Source organism: Pseudarthrobacter sulfonivorans (assembly GCF_001484605.1).
Taxonomy (GTDB): domain Bacteria; phylum Actinomycetota; class Actinomycetes; order Actinomycetales; family Micrococcaceae; genus Arthrobacter; species Arthrobacter sulfonivorans_A.
On the sequence record NZ_CP013747.1, the window covers coordinates 3,623,586 to 3,644,653 of the forward strand.

The 21,068-nt window shown below is 66.3% G+C and carries 17 protein-coding genes; 9 read left to right on the forward strand and 8 right to left on the reverse strand.

Going from position 1 to position 21,068, the window contains the following annotated elements:
* The first annotated feature begins 65 nt into the window (after positions 1–65).
* Complete coding sequence (locus tag AU252_RS16375) at positions 66–1,010, forward strand: hypothetical protein (RefSeq protein WP_058931642.1); 945 nt, start codon at positions 66–68, stop codon at positions 1,008–1,010.
* A gap of 52 nt (positions 1,011–1,062) precedes the next feature.
* On the opposite strand, the gene AU252_RS16380 is transcribed toward AU252_RS16375, so the two are convergent.
* The 3 genes from AU252_RS16380 to AU252_RS16390 form a co-directional block, all read right to left on the reverse strand.
* Positions 1,063–1,866, reverse strand: a complete 804-nt coding sequence (locus tag AU252_RS16380; RefSeq protein ID WP_058931643.1) for an ABC transporter permease — start codon at positions 1,864–1,866, stop codon at positions 1,063–1,065.
* Positions 1,866–2,834, reverse strand: coding sequence for an ABC transporter ATP-binding protein (locus AU252_RS16385; protein WP_058931644.1), 969 nt, complete (start codon positions 2,832–2,834; stop codon positions 1,866–1,868). The genes AU252_RS16380 and AU252_RS16385 overlap by 1 nt, the downstream gene beginning before the upstream one ends.
* Positions 2,835–2,929: 95 nt before the next feature.
* Positions 2,930–3,901: a DNA-3-methyladenine glycosylase family protein gene (locus tag AU252_RS16390; protein ID WP_058931645.1), complete on the reverse strand. Its 972-nt coding sequence runs from the start codon at positions 3,899–3,901 to the stop codon at positions 2,930–2,932.
* Positions 3,902–4,035: 134 nt separating this feature from the next.
* On the opposite strand from AU252_RS16390, the gene AU252_RS16395 reads away from it, so the two are divergent.
* From AU252_RS16395 to AU252_RS16415, 5 genes are all read left to right on the forward strand, one after another.
* Positions 4,036–4,428, forward strand: a complete 393-nt coding sequence (locus AU252_RS16395) for a VOC family protein (RefSeq protein WP_058931646.1) — start codon at positions 4,036–4,038, stop codon at positions 4,426–4,428.
* Positions 4,429–4,470: 42 nt separating this feature from the next.
* Positions 4,471–5,856, forward strand: coding sequence for a cystathionine beta-synthase (locus tag AU252_RS16400; RefSeq protein WP_058931647.1), 1,386 nt, complete (start codon positions 4,471–4,473; stop codon positions 5,854–5,856).
* A 13-nt stretch (positions 5,857–5,869) separates the two neighbouring features.
* Positions 5,870–7,033 carry a cystathionine gamma-synthase gene (locus AU252_RS16405; RefSeq protein WP_058931648.1) on the forward strand — a complete coding sequence of 388 codons (1,164 nt, stop codon included), beginning with the start codon at positions 5,870–5,872 and terminating at the stop codon, positions 7,031–7,033.
* A gap of 77 nt (positions 7,034–7,110) precedes the next feature.
* Positions 7,111–7,599 (forward strand): winged helix-turn-helix transcriptional regulator, encoded by a 489-nt coding sequence (locus tag AU252_RS16410; protein ID WP_058931649.1) that lies wholly within the window; start codon positions 7,111–7,113, stop codon positions 7,597–7,599.
* Positions 7,596–8,921, forward strand: coding sequence for an MFS transporter (locus AU252_RS16415; protein ID WP_058931650.1), 1,326 nt, complete (start codon positions 7,596–7,598; stop codon positions 8,919–8,921). The genes AU252_RS16410 and AU252_RS16415 overlap by 4 nt, the downstream gene beginning before the upstream one ends.
* A gap of 78 nt (positions 8,922–8,999) precedes the next feature.
* On the opposite strand, the gene AU252_RS16420 is transcribed toward AU252_RS16415, so the two are convergent.
* Positions 9,000–12,176 carry a glycoside hydrolase family 2 TIM barrel-domain containing protein gene (locus AU252_RS16420; protein ID WP_083510451.1) on the reverse strand — a complete coding sequence of 1,059 codons (3,177 nt, stop codon included), beginning with the start codon at positions 12,174–12,176 and terminating at the stop codon, positions 9,000–9,002.
* A gap of 173 nt (positions 12,177–12,349) precedes the next feature.
* On the opposite strand from AU252_RS16420, the gene AU252_RS16425 reads away from it, so the two are divergent.
* Positions 12,350–12,961, forward strand: coding sequence for a TetR/AcrR family transcriptional regulator (locus AU252_RS16425; RefSeq protein ID WP_058931651.1), 612 nt, complete (start codon positions 12,350–12,352; stop codon positions 12,959–12,961).
* 27 nt (positions 12,962–12,988) lie between these two features.
* Here the strand turns inward: AU252_RS16425 and AU252_RS16430 are convergent, their stop codons facing one another.
* From AU252_RS16430 to AU252_RS16445, 4 genes are read right to left on the reverse strand one after another with little or no spacing between them, the layout of a single operon-like run.
* Positions 12,989–14,197, reverse strand: coding sequence for an acyl-CoA dehydrogenase family protein (locus AU252_RS16430; RefSeq protein WP_058931652.1), 1,209 nt, complete (start codon positions 14,195–14,197; stop codon positions 12,989–12,991).
* A 9-nt stretch (positions 14,198–14,206) separates the two neighbouring features.
* Complete coding sequence (locus AU252_RS16435; protein WP_058931653.1) at positions 14,207–15,733, reverse strand: APC family permease; 1,527 nt, start codon at positions 15,731–15,733, stop codon at positions 14,207–14,209.
* Between the two features lie 31 nt (positions 15,734–15,764).
* Positions 15,765–16,976 (reverse strand): glutathionylspermidine synthase family protein, encoded by a 1,212-nt coding sequence (locus AU252_RS16440; protein WP_058931654.1) that lies wholly within the window; start codon positions 16,974–16,976, stop codon positions 15,765–15,767.
* 2 nt (positions 16,977–16,978) lie between these two features.
* Positions 16,979–17,572, reverse strand: coding sequence for a hypothetical protein (locus AU252_RS16445; RefSeq protein ID WP_058931655.1), 594 nt, complete (start codon positions 17,570–17,572; stop codon positions 16,979–16,981).
* Between the two features lie 171 nt (positions 17,573–17,743).
* On the opposite strand from AU252_RS16445, the gene AU252_RS16450 reads away from it, so the two are divergent.
* Both AU252_RS16450 and AU252_RS16455 read left to right on the forward strand, forming a co-directional pair.
* Positions 17,744–18,400: an MOSC domain-containing protein gene (locus AU252_RS16450; RefSeq protein WP_058931656.1), complete on the forward strand. Its 657-nt coding sequence runs from the start codon at positions 17,744–17,746 to the stop codon at positions 18,398–18,400.
* A gap of 406 nt (positions 18,401–18,806) precedes the next feature.
* Positions 18,807–21,014 (forward strand): DEAD/DEAH box helicase, encoded by a 2,208-nt coding sequence (locus AU252_RS16455; RefSeq protein ID WP_058931657.1) that lies wholly within the window; start codon positions 18,807–18,809, stop codon positions 21,012–21,014.
* Positions 21,015–21,068: the final 54 nt, after the last annotated feature.

The window sequence follows — 21,068 nt, forward strand, 5'->3', positions numbered from 1 at the left end:
GGGTGTGCGGGTGCCCTGTGGATAACTTCAGACGCTGTTCCTTCCCGGGGCGCACAATTGGTGCCATGGTTACTGCGAAGCCGCTCCCTGAGGATCTCGCCAAGGCTCCCTTCACGGTCTATCAGGCACGAGACCTGGGTGTTGCACCAAAGCGTTTGCACGCGAAGGACCTGGTTGGCGCAGGGCGGCTGATCCGGGCGCACGCCGGCCGGGAGGTTTCCCTGATTGATCGGGCCCGAGTGCTTTGCGCTGCCACACCGGACGCCTGGGTGTCCCACGAGACAGCCGCTGTGTTCTTCGATTTGGGCCTTCCTCCCTGGCTGGGCCAGGAGCCGCGCGTCCACCTCAGCAAGCCGCACGGATTGCCCAGGGTTCGGCGGGCCGGCGTCATCGGTCATCGCGTGCACGTGATTCCGGGTGAAGTCGTAGAGATCGACGGGATCAGGGTTAGCGTGCCGCCTCGGACGTGGCTGGACCTGGCCCACCAGCTGCCGCTGCGGTATCTCGTGGCCATGGGAGACCAACTGATCCGCACGCCGCGGCCGGAGCTGGAGTTCCGCAGCGTGCCGTTTGCCTATAAAGAAGGACTGCGCCTGTTGATCCGGCAGCATCCCAACATGCAAGGCGTTGAAAAGGCGCGGCTGGCGCTGGATGAGATGCGGGTTGGGTCGGACTCGTTCCCCGAAACGTTCCTTCGGCTGGCGCTCCTGGATGCGCGCCTGCCTGAACCCGAATTGCAGCTCCGTCTTGATCCCGACAATCCAAGGTCGCCCGCAGCCGACCTTGGTTACCGAAAGCACCGGATCGCGGTGCAGTACGACGGCGCGCATCACCGAACGAGGGAACAGCAGTCGCGGGATAACCGCCGCGACGAATTTTTCATCGGCGCCGGCTGGTCCTACTTCAAGCCGAACGCAGACGACCTCGCCGACGGTTTCCAGGAGCTCATCGCCAGAATCAAACGGGCACGCCGCTCCCAGAGCAACGCGGGGTCACTTCTGGCCGGATAATCGAGGTTTATCCGGCCAGAAGTGACCCCGCGTTGCATCGGCGGGCGGGGCATCAGCTGATGTTGCGGTTGATGGTCCGCACACCCACAACGAGCCCGACGGCGGCCGTCACCGATGCGGCGAGGAGGCCCAGGAGCGTGTCGGTCCCGACGCCGCCGGCGAACAGTTCCCGTTCGGCGTTCACCAGGTAGGTCAGGGGGTTGAAGAGACTGGCGGTCTTCATCCAGTCCGGCCCGGCCTCGATGGGCAGCATGATGCCGGACAGGATCATCAGCGGGAAGAGCAGCGTCTGCTGCACGCCCCAGAAGATCCACTCCTTGTTCTGCGATACCAGCGCCAGCGCGTAGGAGAGGGCGCCGAGTCCGATGCCAAAAATGCCCAGGATGACCAGGCCGAACAGCACGTGCAGCGGATAGAAGACAAAGCCGAACGGGATGCAGACCAGGGCGATCAGCAGTCCCTGCACCACCAGCGGCGCCCATTCCTTCAGCGCCCGCCCGATCATCAGCGACGAACGGGACAGCGGCGTGGCCAGGATCCGCTCGTACGAACCGGTCATCAGCTCGTACTGCAGGTTGGAGCCGGTCATGGAGGTGCCGAACAGGGCAATCATGACCACGACGCCGGGCAGGAACCACTGGAGCGTGGACTGGCCGCCGAATGCCGGTGCGCCCACGGCCGCGCCGAGCAACGGGCCGAAGAGCCCCAGGAACACGAGCGGCTGGAGCAGCGAGAAAACCAGCGAGAACGGGTCCCGCAGCGGCAGCAGCATCTCGCGCCAAAAGACGAATCTGGTGTCATTCAGGATCTGGACCAAGCCCGGCTTTTCCAGGACCTCGGTGCTATGCACAGCCATCAGCGGTCTGCTCCTTCCCGGAGGTTGCGGCCGGTCAGTTCCAGGAACACGTCGTCCAGGGTTGGCGGTTTCAGCTCCAGGGACTGGGCGGGAGCGCCGGCGTCGTTCATTTGCTGCAGCAGCACCGGCGCCAGCCGTGCGCCTTCGGTGAGCCGCAGGCGGAAGCGGACCACGCCGTCGTAGACAAATTCGTTGACCTCACCGCCCGCGGCGGCCCGCCCCAGCAGCCCCCGCACGCCCGCTGCGGAATCCGCCGCGACCTCGACGGCGAGCAGGTCACCGGCGAGGTTGGCCTTCAGCCGGGCGGCTGTGTCATCGGCGATGATCTGCCCGTGGTCAATCACGATCACGCGCTCGGACATGGAATCGGCCTCGTCCATGTAGTGCGTGGTCAGGACGATGGTGGTGCCGTGCTCGGCGCGCATCCGCATGATGTGCTCCCACAGGTTGGCCCGGTTCTGCGGGTCCATGCCGGTGGACGGTTCATCCAAGAACAGCAGCCGCGGCGAGTGCATCAGCCCCAGGGCCACGTCCATCCGCCGCCGCTGCCCGCCGGACAGCTTGATGACGGTGCGCTTGGCGAGGTCGGCCAGGTCCAGGGATTTCAGCAGCTCCTGCGCCCGGGCGGCGGCATCCGTGGAGTTCATACCGTAGAACCGGCCCTGCATAATCAGTTCGTCGATGACCCGGAAGCTGTGGCCGCCGCCGTTGCCCTGGCCGATGTAACCGATCCGGGCGCGTACGCCCGCCGGATCCGCGGCGACGTCCACACCCGCGACGGTTGCCGTGCCGGAAGTGGGCCGGAGCAGCGTAGTGAGCATTCGCAGGGTGGTGGATTTGCCCGCGCCGTTCGGGCCAAGGAACGCCACAAGCTCGCCCGGGGCAACATCGATGTCGACTCCCTTGACGGCTTCTACCGTTTCCTTCTTGACGGTGAATGTCTTGGTTAGCTTGTCAGTGTGGATCATGGGTGACTCCAGAGAATTCGGAATTCCGGGGCTCTGGTGCGGGCTCCATGGCGCCACGCTATACCCATCTGAAGCTGGAGTCCACGGCGGAACCGTCAGTGCCGGCGGTGGTCTTGGATGGTCATCCGCGGCCCGAACGTCGGTTTGCGGAAGCCGCTCAGGCCGATCATCCGGACCACCCGCTGCCGGTGGCCGGTCCACGGCTCAAGCAGGGCCAGCATGCCGGCATCGTCCGTCCGGCGGCCGGTAAGGGCGGCGCCCACATAGGCGGCGAGGTGGTAGTCGCCCACCGCGATGGAGTCCGGGCAGCCGTGGGTCCGCTGCACCACTTCGGCCGCGGTCCACACCCCGATACCGGGAATCACCTGCAGCTTTGCTGCCGCCTCCACGGACGGAAGGGCGGCCAGCCGTTCAAGCGCGACGGCGGATCGCAGCGCCCGCATGACGGTCGCCGAACGCTGGGGTCCCACTCCGGCCTGGTGCCATTCCCACGAGGGGATGCGCAGCCACTGCTCAGGCGTGGGCTGGAGGCGGAGCCCTTCCGGCGCCGCGCTTCCGGCCGCCGGAGCCGGCGAGCCGAACCGGTACATCAGGTACCGGTAGCCGCGGCGGGCCTCAATGACGGTGACCTTCTGCTCGAGGATGGTGGGCACGAGGCAATCAACCACCCGCCCGGTGGAGGGCAGCCGGACAGCCAGGTTCCGGCGTCGGGCGTCACGGACCATCCGGGGGAGCGTGGCGTGGAAGTCCGGTTCGTCAAACGCCGACCAGTCGTCCTCGGCGCCCAGGAGCCGGGGCACTCCGGCGAGTCCGGCGGCGGAACCGGGACCCCAGGCCTGGGCATCAACAGCCCCATCCGCGGCAGCGGTGAGGCGCAGCGTGACCGGGCCGTCCGGCGTCGTAAACGCAGTCCATAACCTGTCAGGCCCGAACGAAAACGACGGATCTCCGGTACCCCGCAGGAGTATGCCCAGCGTCTGGTGCAGGCTGTACGGGCCGTCCGGATGCCAGCGCAGGGACGCATCCGCGGCGGCGGCAATCCGGGCCGGAGCGTCAAGGATGGTCATGTATTCATGGTCCCACGGTGGGCTGACAACGCAGCTTCCGGAGCCCCTTTCAGACCGAAGATGCCAAGACTAGACTCCATCGTGTGGCGCGGGGAGTCCGTGCCTTCCCCCCCCCGCATTCAAAGGAGCATGCAGTGGCTGGAGTTGTGCATTTCGAGATCCCCGCCGATGACAAAGAACGCGCCAACACCTTCTACCAAAGCGCGTTTGGCTGGACCCTGACCCCCATGGAGGAGATGGACTACACCATCGCCACCACCACGCCGTCGGACGAACAGACGGGCATGCCAAGCGCGCCCGGGGCCATCAACGGGGCCCTGACCCCGCGCACGGACAACCTCACATCGCCCGTCATCACCATCGATGTGGAGGACGTTGACGCCGCCTTGGCGCAGGTCGAATCCGCCGGCGGCACCGTAACCCAGGCCAAGGACGCCGTTCCGGGCATGGGCTACTACGCATATTTCAAGGACACCGAGGGCAACACCCTGGGCCTCTGGCACACAGATTCCTCGGCAGGGAGCTGACCCCGGGCAGGACCTGCGGCGGCAGGCGGTAACTTTGTACCTATGAAGTACGCGCAGTCCGTCCTGGACCTCATCGGAAACACGCCGCTCATCAAGCTCAACCACGTGACGGAAGGCCTCAAAGCCACTGTCCTGGTCAAGCTGGAATACATCAATCCCGGCGGTTCCATCAAGGACCGCATCGCGGTGAAAATGATCGAAGAGGCCGAACGGACCGGCAAGCTCCTGCCCGGCGGGACCATCGTTGAGCCGACGTCAGGCAACACCGGCGTGGGTCTGGCACTCGTGGCCCAGCAAAAGGGCTACAAGTGTATTTTTGTGGTGCCGGACAAGGTGGGCGAGGACAAGCGCGCCGTGCTTCAGGCTTATGGCGCCGAAGTGGTGGTCACGCCCACGTCCGTTGCCCCGGACAGCCCGCAGAGCTACTACAGCGTTTCGGACCGCCTGGTCACGGAAATTCCTGGCGCCTACAAGCCCGACCAGTTCTCCAACCCGGCCGCCCCCGGCAGCCACTACGAGACCACCGGACCGGAGATCTGGCAGGACACGGACGGCCGGGTGACTCACTGCGTGATCGGCGCCGGCACCGGCGGCACCATCACCGGCACCGGCCGTTTCCTCAAGGAGATCTCGGCAGACCGTCCGGAGGCCGACGGCGGCCGCGTCAGGATCATCGGGGCGGACCCCGAAGGTTCGGTCTACTCCGGCGGCACCGGGCGCCCGTACTTCGTCGAGGGCGTCGGTGAGGACATGTGGCCGGCCAACTACGACAAATCCGTCCCGGACGACGTCATCGCCGTCACCGACGCCGATTCCTTCGCCATGACCCGGAGGCTGGCCCGCGAGGAAGGGCTGCTGGTGGGCGGCTCGTCCGGCATGGCGGTGGTGGCAGCGCTGCAGACCGCCCGGGACCTCCCAGAAAGCGCCGTGGTGGTGGTCATCCTCCCGGACTCCGGCCGCGGCTACCTCGCCAAGATCTTCAACGACCAGTGGATGCGTTCCTACGGCTTCCTCTCCGGCGGCGAGGAAGCGTCCGTGGGCGAGGTCATCAAGTCCAAGACCGGCGAGCTGCCGGACCTGGTCCACATCCACCCCAACGAGACCGTCCGCGACGTCATCAACATCATGAACGAGTTCGGCGTCAGCCACATCCCGGTCCTCTCGCAGGAACCGCCGGTGGTGATGGGCGAGGTCCTCGGCGCCGTGGACGAGCGCAGCCTGACCTCCAAGCTGTTCCGCGGCGAGGCCAAGCTGACGGACAAGATCTCCGAGCACATGGGCCCCCGCCTGCCGGTCATCGGCTCGCTGGAAACCATCTCCGCAGCCCGCGAGCTGCTCTCCGACGTGGACACCGTGATGGTGACATTCGTCGGCGCCCCCGTGGGAATCCTCACCCGCCACGACCTCCTCGCCTACCTCAGCAACTAGCCAAAGGAACTCCATGTCTGTTTCTGAAAACCAGGGTTTCAACACGCGCGCCGTCCACGCCGGCCAGGCCTTCGAGCCCCGCACCGGTGCTGTGGTCCCGCCGGTGCACTTCAGCTCCACCTACGCCCAGGACGGCATCGGCGGGCTCCGCGACGGTTACGAATACGGCCGTGGCACCAACCCCACGCGCGACGCCCTGCAGGAGCAACTCGCGGCGCTCGAAGGCGGAAGCCACGCGTACTCCTTCAGCTCCGGCCTCGCGGCGGAGGACTCCCTGATCCGGGCGCTGACCCGGCCGGGCGACCACATTGTGCTCGGCAACGACGCCTACGGCGGCACGTACAGGCTGATCGACGGCGTGCTTGGCGACTGGGGGATCGGCAACACCCCTGTGGACATGGCGGACCTGGACGCGGTGCGCAAGGCCGTGGCCGCGAACAAGACCCGCTTCGTCTGGGTGGAGACCCCCTCGAACCCGCTGATGAAGATCACCGATATTGAGGCGCTCGCCGCGATAGCGCACGACGCCGGGGCCCTCCTCGTGGTGGACAACACCTTCGCGTCGCCCTACCTGCAGACCCCGCTCGCCCTGGGTGCCGACGTCGTGGTTCACTCCACCACCAAGTACATCGGCGGGCACTCCGACGTGGTGGGCGGCGCCATCGTGGTCAACGACGCGGAGCTCGCGGAGAAGATCGGCTTTGTGCAGTTCGCCGTGGGCGCGGTGTCCGGGCCCATGGACGCGTTCCTCACCACCCGTGGCCTGAAGACGCTCGGCGTTCGCATGGACCGGCACAGCGACAACGGCCAGGCCGTGGCCGAATGGCTGCTCGAGCGCCCGGAGGTGGAGGCCGTCCTGTACCCGGGCCTGCCCTCCCACCCCGGCCACGAGCTGGCCAAGAAGCAGATGAAGAAGTTCGGCGGCATGGTGTCCGTCCAGTTCAAGGGCGGCGAGGCGGCGGCCCGCACCGTCGCGGAAAACACGTCCGTGTTCACGCTGGCCGAATCCCTGGGCGGCATCGAATCGCTGATGAACTACCCGTCCGAGATGACCCACGCATCGGTCAAGGGCACGGAACTGGCTGTTCCCGTCAACCTGATCCGGCTGTCCTGCGGCATCGAGGACGTGGAAGACCTCATCGCGGACCTGGAGCGGGCCTTCACCTTCCTCAAGTAGCGCCGCGCTCCCCAACCAAGGGGCACCAACCAAGAGGCACCCTGGCTTTCTTCAAGAAAGTTAGCTAGGGTGCCTTTATGGTACTCCGCTCCGACTGGTCCCAGCGCAACTGCAGCATGGCACGCGGTCTCGATATTTTGGGTGACCCCTGGAGCATGCTGGTGCTCCGCGAGGTCTTTTTCGGCAACGGGCGCTTCGACGCCATGAAGTCCCGGCTCGCCGTCGCGGACTCGGTGCTCACCAGGCGCCTGGCGGGCCTCGTGGAGTCGGGGCTGCTCGAGAAGAAGGCGTACGACGACGGCGGCCGCGCCCGCCAGGAGTACGTCCTGACTCCCAAAGGTGAGGACGCCCTCCCTGTCCTGAACGCCGTGGTTATATGGGCGGAAAAGCACCTCCCGGCGCCGTCTGACCAGGCCCACATGTATGTCATCCACTCCGGCTGTGGCCAGCGGACCAGCTCCGCGGACACCTGCACCGGCTGCGGGGAACGGCTGACGGCCGCGAACACCAGCTGGCACAGCCTCACCCGGACGGACGCGCCCGTGCAACTGGCCACCGCCGCATGAGCACCACCGAAACAACCCGCCGCCGGCGCCTGCACCCCGCCTGGATCGTCGCGGCCGTCGCCTTCCTGGCCCTCGTGGGCGCCGCCGGATTCCGGGCCGCCCCGGGTGTGCTCATGGTGCCGCTGCAGCAGGAGTTCGGCTGGTCCACCACTGTCCTGTCCGCAGCCGTCAGCATCAATCTGGTGCTCTTTGGCCTGACCGCCCCCTTCGCCGCGGCCCTGATGGAACGGTTCGGGATCCGGGCCGTCACCGCCACCGCCCTGGTGATGATCGGCGCCGGCAGCGCGCTCACGGTCCTGGTCACCCAGTCCTGGCAGATCCTCCTGACCTGGGGACTGCTGATCGGGCTCGGCACCGGCTCCATGGCGCTCGTCTTCGCCGCCACCATCGCCAACACCTGGTTCTCCGAGAGCCGGGGCCTGGTGATCGGCATCCTGACCGCCGGCAGCGCCGCGGGCCAGCTGGTCTTCCTGCCGTTCATCGCCATGCTGGCCCAGGATCCGGGCTGGCGGCAGGCCTCGCTGCTGATCGCAGCCGGCGCACTGGCGGTGGTTCCGCTGGTGCTGAAGTTCCTCAAGAACTCACCGGCCGACGTCGGCGCCTTGCCTTACGGTGAAACGGCATCTGAGGAGGGAACGGCTGAGTCCCCTGCTGCGGCAGCGGACCCCATGGAAAGCGGGCGCAGCAGCAACGCCGCAGTCCGCGCCCTCCAGGTGCTCAAGCGGGCCAGCAAAGTGCGGACATTCTGGGCGCTGGTGGCAGGTTTTGCGATCTGCGGCGCCACCACGAACGGGCTGATCGGCACCCACTTCATCCCCTCCGCCCACGACCACGGCATGCCCGAAACCACCGCAGCCGGGCTGCTCGCCGTCGTCGGGATCTTTGACATCCTGGGGACCATCGCCTCCGGCTGGCTGACCGACCGCTACAACCCCAAAATCCTGCTGGCCGTCTACTACCAGTTCCGGGGGATCGGCCTGCTGGTGCTGCCGCTGCTCCTGAGCGCCACCGTCCAGCCGAGCATGATCGTTTTTGTGGTGATCTACGGCCTGGACTGGGTGGCGACGGTACCGCCCACCGCGGCAATCTGCCGGAAAACGTTCGGCGCGGACGGCAGCGTGGTGTTCGGCTGGGTGTTCGCGGCCCACCAACTGGGCGCGGCCGCCGCTGCCCTCGGCGCCGGTGCCATCCGGGACGCCACCGGCCAGTACACCTACGCCTGGTTCGGCGCGGCCGCCATGTGCACCATCGCCGCCGTGATCAGCGCGACCATCCGCAAGGACGCAGGCGCCAAGGAACCCGTCCCGGTCGGAACTGCGTAACCCGGTCCGGAACGCGTCGAGATGGCACTTCGCGGCAGTCGCGGCGCCTGACATTGCCGCGAAATGCCATCTCGGCGGCTACCCGGCAGTCCCGATGCGCAGCGTCACCGTGCGGGCCTCCGGACGAAGAGCGAAGTCCGGCCAGACGTCCGGGCCGCAGGCCCGTGAACCCAACCCATGCTGGACAGCGTCCAGGTAGAGGTAGCTGTGCTCGCTCGGAGGCAACTCGTGGGGATGGGCCGCTGCGCTGACCTCCTGTGCCGTGTGACGGGCCAAAGTGAAACCGGGCCGCCGGCCGCGGGCATCCGCCACCGTCTCGATCCTCAGCCAGGGCGCCCCCGCGTTCTTCAGCTCGAGCGAACGCACGGCACTGCGGTGCCCGCTCTCCTGGGGCTTGGCGTACGTCACCGTGAGGTCGTCGATTGCTGCCGAATACCGCCCGATCAGTGCCGCCTGCATGCTGTCCGGATACGATTCCCGGGGCCCGGCACCGAACCAGGACGCGCCGTCCACGGAGCCGGGCAAATCGAACCGGACCCCGATGCGCGGCCAGATCATGTCCCAGCCCGCACTGGGAATGATGTCCAGGCGCAGCCACAGCTCCCCATCCGCGAGCTGCCACTGCTGTTCGACCGTCACGGAGTCAGCGCTGTCGGCCGGCGCGTACCGTGTCCGGACCGTCACGCCGGAATCGTTCGCCGCGACCTTTTCCACGCGGGCCGTCAGACGGTCCATACCGGCATTGCGCCACACCTCGGCCGACGGCGGGGCGGGCACGCCGTTTCCGTTGTTCAGCCAGGGGTCGGCGAGATCGTAACTGCCGTGGCCCGCTCCGCCGTCGTTGTCCGTCGGTGCACGCCAGAGCTCCAGACGGGGACCGGCCACGGACAAGCCGCCCAGCGACACAAGCCGGCCCTCCTCGAAGACCCCGGGTCCGAGGGTTACCGTTCCGGAGCCCGAGGATTCGGCACTCGCAGACTCGGCCCCCAAGGAGCCGGTCCGGCCGACTGAAGCCAGCGGGCGCGGTGCCTGAACCGGTGCCGTAGGCTCCGAGAGGTCCAGCTGGGCGGCTGAAATCACGTGCCCGGCCGGAGCCCAGTCGGTGTCCTTGCGGAGCACGGCTTCAACGGTGAGCCAGTGCTCTCCATTACCTGAGACAGCAAACGCCGGTAGCTCCAGCTGCGCCGAGTCGCCGGCCGCAAGAACCTTGCCGGACGCGCCGGCCACTGCCAGCTCGCCCGAGTCACTGCGGATGCCGTCCACTTCGGTCCGCCACTGGAGCACAACGTCGGAGGCGTCCGCCGAGTGCCGCAGATTGGCGACTGTGATGAACCGCCGCGCACCGCCGTCGGACGCTGTTCCATTGGGCACCTCGGTGCCGAAGCGCAAACGGATCGGCGCTACGATCTGCTTGTATTCGAAAAGTCCCGGGCTCGGTGTCGAATCGGAGAGGACCATTCCGTCCATCACGAAGTTGCCGTCGTGGATGACCTCGTTGAAATCGCCGCCGTAGGCGAAGAATTCGGTTCCGTCTTCCGTTCGTGTGCGGATGCCGTGGTCCCGCCACTCCCAGACGAAACCACCGTGCAGCCGTGGGTAACGGTCAACGAGGTCCTCATACTGGTCGATGGCGCCGGGGCCGTTGCCCATCGCATGAACGTACTCGCACAGGATGAAGGGCTTGGTCCGTTGCCGTGCCGACTCGGCGGCGGAACAGCCGAGCAGCAGGGAGCCGGAGTCGTCGCGTCCGATCGCCTCGGTCTCGGGGACGGAGGAGTACATCCGCGAATAGACGTCCGTGTAGGCGCCGCTGTAATCGCCCTCATAGTGGACGGGGCGTCCGGTGTCGCGGGCATGGGCCCACGCGGCCATTGCTGCGAGGTTGGCGCCCGTGCCGGCCTCGTTGCCGAGCGACCACATAACGATGGAGGGGTGGTTCTTGTCGCGCTCGATGGTGCGCTCGATGCGGTCCACGAAGGCGTCATGCCAGGCGGGATCGTCGCTGGGATTCCCGGCCCATTGCTGGGCATGGAATCCGTGCGTTTCGAGGTCGCACTCAAGCACCACCCAGAACCCCATTTCATCGGCCAGGTCCAGCAACCGGGGATGGGGCGGATAGTGGCTGGTGCGGATCGCATTGACGTTGAACTGCTTCATAAGGGCCAGATCGGCGCGGGCAGATTCTTCGTCGAAGACGCGGCCCCGGTCGGGATGGGTCTCGTGACGGTTCATGCCGTGGAACACCACGCGCCGGCCGTTCACCAAAAAGCGGTCGCCCACGATTTCCACGGTGCGGAACCCCAGGCGGAGGGAGAGCGTTTCGGCAGCGCTGCTCACCGTTGCGTCATACAGCCGCGGGATCTCGGCAGACCAGGGTTCGACGGCGTCGATCGCCACCGGGGCAACGTCCGCCGCGGAGTTCCACGTGACGTCCACGCCCAGCTCCGGCACGGACAGCGTCACCGGAAAGGCGTCACCGTTTGCCGTGATTTCAGGATCAATGGTGCCGGCGCCGGAATCACCTGTTCCGGAATCACCGGAGCCGCTGAACGAGGTGCGCAGCCAGACGTCGTCGATGCCGCCCGCCGGCCGTGCCTGGAGCGTCACGTCGCGGAAGATGCCAGGCAGCCACCACTGGTCCTGGTCTTCGACGTAGCTCGACGCAGACCACTGGTGCACGCGGACCGCCACCACATTCGTCCCCGGGCGCAACTCATCGGTTACGTCGAACTCCTGAGCCAGCCGGCTCCCGACGCCGACGCCGATCGGCACCCCGTTGACCCATACCTTGTACCGCGACTCGACGCCGTCGAACCGCAGCAGGATCCGTTCGGCTTCGGTCCATGCCTCCGGCAGTTCGAACGTGCGCCGGTAGTCGCCGGTGGGATTCTCATCAGGGACGTTGGGTGCATCGGTGGGGAAGGGAAAGCGGACATTCGTGTAGATGGGCCGCCCATAGCGACCGTCGCCTTCCAGTACCCAGTGGGCCGGGACGGCGATCTCGTCCCACGACGAGTCATCGAAGGCTTCCTCGGCGATGCCCTCCACAGCTTCGCCGGCGGGCAGGACGCCGCGGCCTCCGGGGGTTCCGGGTGCGCCGGGCAGGAGCCGGAAGCGCCAGTTGCCGTTGAGTGACTGGGTGGGGGCGTCGCTGTGCAGCCAGGAGCGGGCGGCGGTCCGCCTGCCCGATCCCGGTGCGGGGTCGATGATGTAGGAAACATCGGCGGTGCGACCGGATGCTGTGGACTGGGACATTACTTGACTGCTCCTTCTGTAAGCCCGCCGCGCCAGAAGCGCTGCAGGACCACCATGGCAAGACTGTGAGGTCCACCACGTCTGGAATCGATACGAGAAACGCTAACACAAAATTCGAGTGGTCACTCGAGTTTTGAATTTAACCCGGATATCCGCCTGTACACTGGCTTGCCATGACCACAAACGAGGCGAGCAGGCCCTCCCGGCGGGGACCGTACGCGAAGTCGACGGAGCGCCGGAACGCGATCCTTGTTGCTGCGCACGCCGTCTTTGCAGCCCACGGGTACCGCGGAGGCTCGTTGCAGGACGTTGCCGATCGAGTCGGCATGAGACAGACGAGCCTCTTGCATTACTTCCCGTCGAAAAGTGATCTGCTGCTGGCCGTGCTGAACTGGCGCGACTCGAATACCGGCGATGGCACCGCACCTCCCGATCCTGAGGAAGCGCTCGTTGATGCCGTCATCCGCCAGGCACGCTCCAACGAAGAGATTCCCGGTGTCATTGAGTTGTACACCGTCCTGTGCGCGGAATCCGTCACGGACGGCCATCCGGGGCGTGAGTACTTCACCGAACGTTTTGAACGGCTGCGGCGGAGCTACGCACGTCGGTTTATGCAGCTAGCGGTGGAAGGCCGGCTGCGTCCCGGTGTGCAACCCGAAGCCGCCGCGGCATCATTGATTGCCCTGTGGGACGGTATCCAGACACAGTGGCTGCTATCGCCCGAGAGCGTGGACATGGCCGGGTGCCTGCGTGGCTACCTGGAGCTGGTCATCCTGCCCGAATAACCGCCCCTTGGGGAGCTGCGGGTGGGTTTACCGGAACGCGCCGAGGCCCGTAATGTGCTGACCAAGCACGAGCATGTGGACCTCGTCGGTGCCCTCGTAGGTGCGGACTGACTCCAGGTTGGCAGCATGACGGAGCGGCGAATAATCCAGCGTGATGCCGTTGCCGCCGAGGATGGAACGGGCTTCGCGGGCGATCTTGATGGCCTCGCGCACGTTGTTCAGCTTGCCCAGCGAGATCTGCTCGGGCCGCAGCTTCTTTTCGTCCTTGAGGCGCCCCAGATAGAAGGCCAGCATGGTGCCCTTCTGGATCTCCAGCAGCATGTTCACCAGCTTCTCCTGCGTCAGCTGGTACCCGGCCAGCGGCTTGCCGAACTGCAACCGGTCCTGGGAATACGCCAGGGCGGCTTCGTAGGAATCACGCGCGGCGCCCATGGCACCCCAGATGATCCCGTAGCGGGCCTCGTTCAGGCACGTAAACGGCCCGCGCAGGCCCAGCGCAGCCGGCAGCATGGCCTCAGGTCCCAGCCGGACGCCGTCGAACACCACATCGCACTGGATGGAAGCGCGCATGGAGAGCTTCTGGGTGATGGGCGTTGCGGTCACGCCCGCCATACCGGCCGGCACCAGGAAGCCGCGGACGCCGTCGTCGGTTTGGGCCCACACCACCATCACCCCGGCCACGGAGGCCAGTCCGATCCAGCGTTTGGCACCGTCCAGGACCCAGCCGGCGTTGTCCCCGGTACCGTCCCGGCGGGCGAAAGTGGTCATGGAGGACGGGTCGGAGCCTGCCGTGGGCTCGGTTAGGGCGAAGCAGCCGATCACTTCACCGGCGGCCATCCGGGGGAGCCACTCCTGCTTCTGGTCCTCCGAACCCCACTTGTGGATGGCCGTCATCGCCAGGGACCCCTGCACCGAGACGAAGGTCCGGATCCCGGAATCGCCGGCCTCGAGTTCCATTGCGGCCAGGCCGTATTCGACGGCGGAGCGGCCGGGGCAGCCATAGCCTTCCAGGTGCATCCCCAGGACGCCCAGCTCGCCGAGTTCGGGAGCGAGCTCCAGCGGAAAAACGGCGTCGTCATACCAGCGGGCAATGTTCGGCTTGATCCGCTGGTCGGTGAAGTCACGGATCCGCTGCTGGAGTGCCCGCTCGTCAGCGCTCAGCAACGCACTAAGGGCCAGGACGTCGGACGGGTCCGGTGTCAGGGGCACTTCGGCGGTGACTTCAGCGTCGCTCATCTGAGTATCTTAGGCCGACGTCGGTGTGGCAGCCGCCGCCGGCGGCTTCCCGGTGAAGTATTCCCGCGTTGACGGCAGGAACCGGCAGACAATGGCCAGGACGACGCCCAGAGCCAGGAGCACCACGCCGCTGACAAACGCCCCGCCGACGCCGAAGATCTGCGTGTCGCCGTAGGCCGGATCCCACATCTGGACAGCGGAAATGAAGAACGCCGCCGTGAGGATCAGCGCCCCGAGCAGCGGAAGGATGCCCCGGAACCAGAGGTTGCGGGCCGATTCCCGGAAGGTGCCCCGGAAATACCAGAAGCACGCGAAGCCCGTCAGTGCGTAGTAGAAGGCGATGAACAGGCTGATGGCGCTGATTGAATCGGAGAGCAGGTTTTCGCTGAGGAAACTCATGGCCACGTAGTACACCACGGCCGCTGCGCCCATGACCTGGGTGGAGAATCCAGGGGTCTGGTTGCGGGTGTGGACTTCGCCGAACTTCGGCGGCAGCGCGCCGTGCACGCCCATCGACAGTGTGCCGCGAGCCGTGGGCAGGATGGTGGTCTGCGTGGACGACAGGACCGAGGCCAGCACGGCCACCACAATCAGCCAGCCCCACGGACCCAGGACCACGTCCTTCATCGCCAGGAAGACGTCGCTTTGGTTGGCTTCGTTGCCCAGGCCAATGCCTTCGGTGCCCACGGTGGCGTACATCATCACCAGCAAGGCCACCGAGACGTAGATGGCCACCAGGACAAAGGCCGAAATGACGGCGCCGCGCCCCGGCGTGGTGGACGGGTTTTCGGTCTCCTCGTTCACCGCCAGGCAGGTATCCCAGCCCCAATAGATGAACAGGGCAAGCAGCGAACCGTGCACCACGGCGAAGGGGTCGGCGAAGGCACCCGCCGGGTTGAACCACTCAACGTCGAACGCCTGGCCCTCCGGGGCCCCGCCCGCGATCCGCACAATGATGGCCAGCGCGAAGATGCCCAGCGACACATACTGCACGTACGTCAGGACCCGCTGGACATGCTCGCCCAGCCGGATGCCCCGGTAGTTCACCAGGGTCATAAACACGATGAACAGCACGCCGGTGGCGGTGACCACCACCTTGTTTTCCGCCAGGGAGCCGTCGCCGATCAGCAGCCACAGGTACTGGCCTGCCACCTGCGCCAGGTTGGCCAGGACCACGATGCCGGCCAGGGCAACACCCCAGCCGCCCAGCCAACCCGCCCAGGGACCGAACGCCCGGCGGGACCAGGTGAACGTGGTGCCGCAGTCCGGCATGGCGCTGTTCAGCTCCCGGAAGGCGTACGCAATGAACAGGACGGGGATGAAGCCGAGGACCAGGATCAGGGGAGTGTAGTTCCCGTTGACGGCCACGATCAGGCCCAGCGTGGCTGCCAGCGAATACACGGGCGCCGTGGACGCGAGGCCCAGCATGACCGAGTCGCCGAGGTCCAGGATCCCCGCACGGAGCCCCTTGTCGGGGACGGCACCGCCGGACGGTCGGCCGGGAGCGCCGCCCGCCGTCGTCGTCTCCGCACTCATACGGTCACCGGGCTCTGGAATATCAGGGTGCTCATAGTGCGATACCTGCCTTGCTGGAGTGGGCCTGCGCTGAAAGCGGCGCCGGGGCGTCGATGGTGTTGGGCACAAAACGGCAGAAGTAGTCGGTGATGGGGCCGTCCGATTCGCGGATCCCGCAGCCCACGGACTCGCCGTCCACCACCCAAAGGCCAAGGACGGGGTGGTTGCCGTCGAAGTCGGGCAGCGCATGGAACTGCTGGTAGCACCAGCCCTCTCGGCCGTACCCCCCGGGCTGCTCCAGGCTGATGCCCGGCGCATGGATCCTGATGTTGTCCCCTTCGCGCCCATGCAGCGGCTTGGCCACCCATTCCTTCAGGGGCCCGGGCTCGTTGAGGTAGGCCGGCAGCAGGTTGGGGTGGTCCGGGTACAGGTGCCACAGAGCAGCCAGCAAGGCCTTGTTGGAGAGCAGCATTTTCCACGCCGGCTCCACCCAACGGGGATTATGTGCCCGCTGCAGCAGCCGGTGCCCGAACGGCTCCTTCATCATCAGCTCCCAGGGATACAGCTTGAACATGGTGCTGATCATGAAGTTGTCCAGGTCCACAAAGCGGTTCAGGTTGGGATCCCAGCCGATATCGGACATATTGATGCCGATGGTGGTCCAGCCCGCCTGGCTGGCCACGTCCCGCATGTACGCGGCCGTCATCCAGTCCTCGCCGGACTCCTCAGCCTCGGAATGGGCTATGTGGAGCGTGCTCATGCCGGTGCGGTACTGCATTTTCTTCCACTGCCGGATCAGGGCCTCGTGGATGCCGTTCCACTGGTCCTTCTCCGGGAACACGTCCTGCAGCCAGAACCATTGAGCGACGGCGGCCTCGATCAGGCCGGTGGGCGTGTCGGCGTTGTACTCCAGCATCTTGGCCGGTCCGCCCTGGCCGTCATAGATAAAGTCGAAGCGCCCGTAGACATCCATGTCCGCGGCCTGCAACGACTCAGCCGCGAGCTCCAGTGCCTGCGGGCCGATGCCGATGTTCCCCATGGCGCCCGTGGCCAGGAACTTGGCTGCCTCCAGGCACATCTTGTGCATGTCCTCGGCCGTGACCTCCAGGGTCTCCACCTCGTCCATGGTGAATTCGTAGTAGGCGGCTTCGTTCCAGTATTCAATCTTCCGGCCGTTGGGCATGGTGGTGGTGGAGAAGACCAGGCCCTGCTCTTCGATCTTCTGCTTCCAGTCAGGCCTGGGCTCCGATAACAACCGCTTCACGCCTAGCCCCCCGTGCTTCCGCCCTTGGAGCTGCTGCCAAAGCCGCCCCTGCTGACCGTTCCGCCCTTGGTGCTGTACCCGGTGGATGCCTTGGCGCCGCTGGGGATGGTGCTGGTGTAGCTCGGATAGGAGGACCGGTTCTGCCCCACCGCTGGCACGCTGGCGCCGCGGGAGTAGAAGTACCACGCGAATAGTGCGCCGCTCCGGCCGGCCGAGCTGTTGCACTGCGTATCCTCGACGCGTTCGCCGGTTTCGTCGTTGAAACAGACCTGGGCGTACTCGGGTTCATCCTGGTTGCTGGCCACGACGGCGGTGATGGTGCCGGCGAGGAGGGCCGTGACTCCCAACCCCACCACAACGGTCCGCCGCTGGGAACGCTTCTTGCGCGCGGCCGCATCATGGGTCTGGCGCTCGCGGTCTCGGGCGAACGGATCAACCGTGGGAATGGGTTCGTTCAGGAGTTCGGGGCGCAGCTCAGGTTTGGGAACCTGCCACGGAGGCGGTTTCGGCGCTCCCTGGTCCTTGCCTTGCCCGGCGCCTTGGTCCTTGGCCGGGTCTTTGTCCGGACCGTTGCCTTGGTCCTTTTCCGGGTCCATGACGTCCCCCCTTGGTAGTCCATGCTGAATGTGGGCGCAGCTGTGCGCCGGAAGCTCAAATCCTGAGTTCAGCCTAGCCGCTGCCCCGGCAGGCTGCGAGCGGAAACCGGGGGAGAAGTCCCCACCCTGCCGCCCGGGTTCAATGTCCGCCCGGGAACCTACACTGGAGCCATGGAAACCGCATCTGTGCTTGCCGTCTGCCGCGTCCACCAGCTCCTTGCCGATGAGGGGAACGTGGGAGTCACGGCCATCGACAAGCGCCCGGTGGACGGCCCCGTCCGCGTCCATAAGCTGGGCCTGCACGGTGACGTCCAGGCCGACCGGATCAACCATGGCGGGGAGGACCAGGCCATCTACGCATACTCCCAGGACGACGCGGACTACTGGGCCGGCGAGCTCCAGCGCGACCTTCCGCCGGGCATCTTTGGCGAAAACCTTCGGGTGGCCGGCATCGAAACCACAGGCGCCGTCATTGGCGAACGCTGGAAGATCGGGCTGGAGGTGGAGCTGGAAGTGACCTCCCCGCGAACGCCCTGCGCAACCTTCCAGCGCCGCTTTGACGAGCCCCGCTTCGTTAAGCGATTCACGGAGGCAGGGCGCGTGGGCGCCTACCTCAGGGTGATCCGCACTGGCAGCATCCAGGCCGGCGACCACATCCACCGCATCTTTGTGCCCAAGCATGGAATCACCGTGGGCAAGTGGTTTAGTGAGCCCGACCTGGAGTCCATGGAGGCATTGCGGGATGCCGACGCCGACCGCGAGATCCGCCTGCAGCAGCCCGAATACGAGGAAAAGTTCCTGCGGCTGCAGCGGCAGTTGGCCCCGTAGCGGCCCGTTGGAGTGGCTGGTAGGGGAACCATGTGCGCAAGCTCACCGCCGCCGTCGTACGTTCAATTAGCCGGAAAGCGGATCCGTACCCTACACTAGAAATATCCCCCACTCCGGAAATCCCTTATTCCTGCCCAATTTTTGAGGCAGGACTGGCAAGTGTTGGGGCCCGCTAATGTGATGCGGGCATTTTCATAGGGAGAGCCGGCTAAAGAAAACGCTGTACAGACTGCTGAGATAGCAGCCAAGAGATGCAGCGGGAAGTCCTGCCACGGGATTGCGAAAGCGCCGGACTTCTAAGTGACCGGCCGGTCAATGTATGCCCGGCACCCACGGCACATTGTACTGCGGCTCCGCTCACCTCGGGTTGTGCCGCCTGGCCCCCTATGGATGAGGAAATTTCCCTATGCCCGAAAATCAAAATGACGCCACCGTTGAAGCAGTAACTGTCGAAACCGTCGCCGTCGAATTCACCGAGGCCGTTGCCCCCGCAGCAGAGCCCGCCGCGATTGAAGCTGAAGCCCCCGCTGCTCCAGCTGAAGAAGCCCCCGCCAAGATCGAAGAAGCGCCTGCCGCTGAGACTGAAGCGCCTGCCGCCAAGGTTGAAGAAGCTCCCAAGGCTGAGGAAACCGAAGACGAGGGCGTCAAGTTCGCCGATCTCGGCATCGACGGCCGCGTCCTCGCCGCCCTGATGGACGTCGGCTACGAAAAGCCTTCCCCCATCCAGGCAGCAACCATCCCGCTGCTGCTTGAAGGCCGCGACGTTGTGGGCCTCGCCCAGACCGGTACCGGTAAGACTGCAGCATTCGCAGTACCGGCACTGTCCCGCCTGGCCGAGCTCCACGACCTCAACGGCCCGTCCCGCAAGACCCAGGCCCTGGTCCTGGCTCCGACCCGCGAGCTCGCGCTCCAGGTTGCCGAGGCCTTCACCTCGTACGCCAAGCACATCGATGACTTCACCGTCCTCCCCGTCTACGGCGGCTCCGCTTACGGCCCCCAGCTCGCCGGCCTGCGCCGCGGTGCCCAGGTTGTTGTCGGTACTCCGGGCCGTGTGATCGACCACATCTCCAAGGGTTCCCTGGACCTGTCCGAGCTCCAGTACCTGGTGCTGGACGAGGCTGACGAAATGCTGCGCATGGGCTTCGCCGAAGACGTGGAGCAGATCTTCCAGCAGACCCCGTCGGACCGCCAGGTGGCACTGTTCTCGGCCACCATGCCGAGCCAGATCCGCCGGATGTCCAAGCAGTACCTGAACAACCCGGCCGAGATCTCGGTCAAGTCCAAGACCACCACCGGCGCCAACACCCGCCAGCGGTACCTGCAGGTAATGGGCCCGCACAAGCTTGACGCCCTGACCCGCATCCTCGAGGTTGAAGAGTTCGACGGCGTTATCGCCTTCGTGCGCACCAAGATGGCTACCGAGGACCTGGCTGACAAGCTGAAGTCCCGCGGCTTCCAGGCTGCCGCCATCAACGGCGACATCCCGCAGCAGCAGCGCGAACGCACTGTCGAGGCGCTGAAGGAAGGCCGCATCGATATCCTGGTGGCCACCGACGTCGCGGCCCGCGGCCTGGACGTTGAGCGCATCAGCCACGTGGTCAACTACGACATCCCGCACGACACCGAGTCCTACGTCCACCGCATCGGCCGCACCGGCCGTGCAGGCCGTTCCGGCGACGCCATCCTGTTCATGACGCCGCGGGAGAAGTACCTGCTGCGTTCCATCGAAAAGGCAACGCGCCAGCCGGTGGAGCAGATGCACCTGCCCACGGCCGAGACCGTCAACACGCTGCGCCTGGGCAAGTTCGCCGAGCGCATCACGGAGACCCTCGAGTCCGAGGACGTTGCCGCGTTCCGCGACCTCATCTCCTCCTACGAGGAAGAGCACAACGTGCCGGCCTCGGAGATCGCTGCTGCGCTGGCAGTGATGGCCCAGGGCGGTCAGCCTCTGCTGGTCAAGGAACTGGCCGCAGCTCCCGATTTCCAGAAGCGCGAGCGTTCCAAGGACGGCTTCGGCTCACGTGGCCCCACCCGTACGCTCACGGAGGGCAACGCCACCTACCGGATCGCCGTCGGACGCCGCCAGCGCGTTATGCCGGGTTCCATCGTGGGCGCCATTGCCAACGAAGGCGGCATCTCCTCGGCCCAGATCGGCGGCATCGACATCCGTGCGGACCACTCCCTTGTGGAGCTCCCGGCGGACCTCAGTGCCGACCAGCTGAAGGCTCTGTCCCGCACCCGGATCGGCGGCGAGCTGATCCACCTCGAGCTGGACAACGGCCGTAAGCCCTCCGGCGACGGCGAGCGTGGCGGTTACCAGGGCAACCGTGGCGGCGGCGATCGCGGCGGTTACCAGGGCAACCGTGGCGGCGGCGAGCGCGGCGGTTACTCCGGTGGTGGTTACTCCGGTGGCGGCGCCGGTGGCGGCGACCGTGGCGGCAACTTCAAGGGCAACGGCGGGTTCAAGAAGGAATTCCGCAAGACCGACGGCGAGCGTAGCTCCGCTGACCGCGGCGGCCGCTCCTTCAGCGACCGTAACGAGCGCAGCGTGGGCACCGACGCGGCACGCAAGCCGCGCACCGAAGGCGGCTTCAAGCCCCGCAACAAGTGGTAACCACTGCGTCCTAAAGTGAACTGAGAACGGGCCGGCTTCTTGCCGGCCCGTTCT

What these genes read in the sequence shown, in the direction of transcription:
- AU252_RS16380 (WP_058931643.1), bottom strand. Translation starts at nt 1,866, where the DNA reads ATGGCTGTGCATAGCACCGAGGTCCTGGAAAAGCCGGGCTTGGTCCAG.
- AU252_RS16405 (WP_058931648.1), top strand. Translation starts at nt 5,870, where the DNA reads ATGTCTGTTTCTGAAAACCAGGGTTTCAACACGCGCGCCGTCCACGCC.
- AU252_RS16420 (WP_083510451.1), bottom strand. Translation starts at nt 12,176, where the DNA reads ATGTCCCAGTCCACAGCATCCGGTCGCACCGCCGATGTTTCCTACATC.
- AU252_RS16430 (WP_058931652.1), bottom strand. Translation starts at nt 14,197, where the DNA reads ATGAGCGACGCTGAAGTCACCGCCGAAGTGCCCCTGACACCGGACCCG.
- AU252_RS16400 (WP_058931647.1), top strand. Translation starts at nt 4,471, where the DNA reads ATGAAGTACGCGCAGTCCGTCCTGGACCTCATCGGAAACACGCCGCTC.
- AU252_RS16445 (WP_058931655.1), bottom strand. Translation starts at nt 17,572, where the DNA reads ATGGACCCGGAAAAGGACCAAGGCAACGGTCCGGACAAAGACCCGGCC.
- AU252_RS16425 (WP_058931651.1), top strand. Translation starts at nt 12,350, where the DNA reads ATGACCACAAACGAGGCGAGCAGGCCCTCCCGGCGGGGACCGTACGCG.
- AU252_RS16455 (WP_058931657.1), top strand. Translation starts at nt 18,807, where the DNA reads ATGCCCGAAAATCAAAATGACGCCACCGTTGAAGCAGTAACTGTCGAA.
- AU252_RS16435 (WP_058931653.1), bottom strand. Translation starts at nt 15,733, where the DNA reads ATGAGTGCGGAGACGACGACGGCGGGCGGCGCTCCCGGCCGACCGTCC.
- AU252_RS16385 (WP_058931644.1), bottom strand. Translation starts at nt 2,834, where the DNA reads ATGATCCACACTGACAAGCTAACCAAGACATTCACCGTCAAGAAGGAA.
- AU252_RS16375 (WP_058931642.1), top strand. Translation starts at nt 66, where the DNA reads ATGGTTACTGCGAAGCCGCTCCCTGAGGATCTCGCCAAGGCTCCCTTC.
- AU252_RS16390 (WP_058931645.1), bottom strand. Translation starts at nt 3,901, where the DNA reads ATGACCATCCTTGACGCTCCGGCCCGGATTGCCGCCGCCGCGGATGCG.
- AU252_RS16410 (WP_058931649.1), top strand. Translation starts at nt 7,111, where the DNA reads ATGGTACTCCGCTCCGACTGGTCCCAGCGCAACTGCAGCATGGCACGC.
- AU252_RS16450 (WP_058931656.1), top strand. Translation starts at nt 17,744, where the DNA reads ATGGAAACCGCATCTGTGCTTGCCGTCTGCCGCGTCCACCAGCTCCTT.
- AU252_RS16415 (WP_058931650.1), top strand. Translation starts at nt 7,596, where the DNA reads ATGAGCACCACCGAAACAACCCGCCGCCGGCGCCTGCACCCCGCCTGG.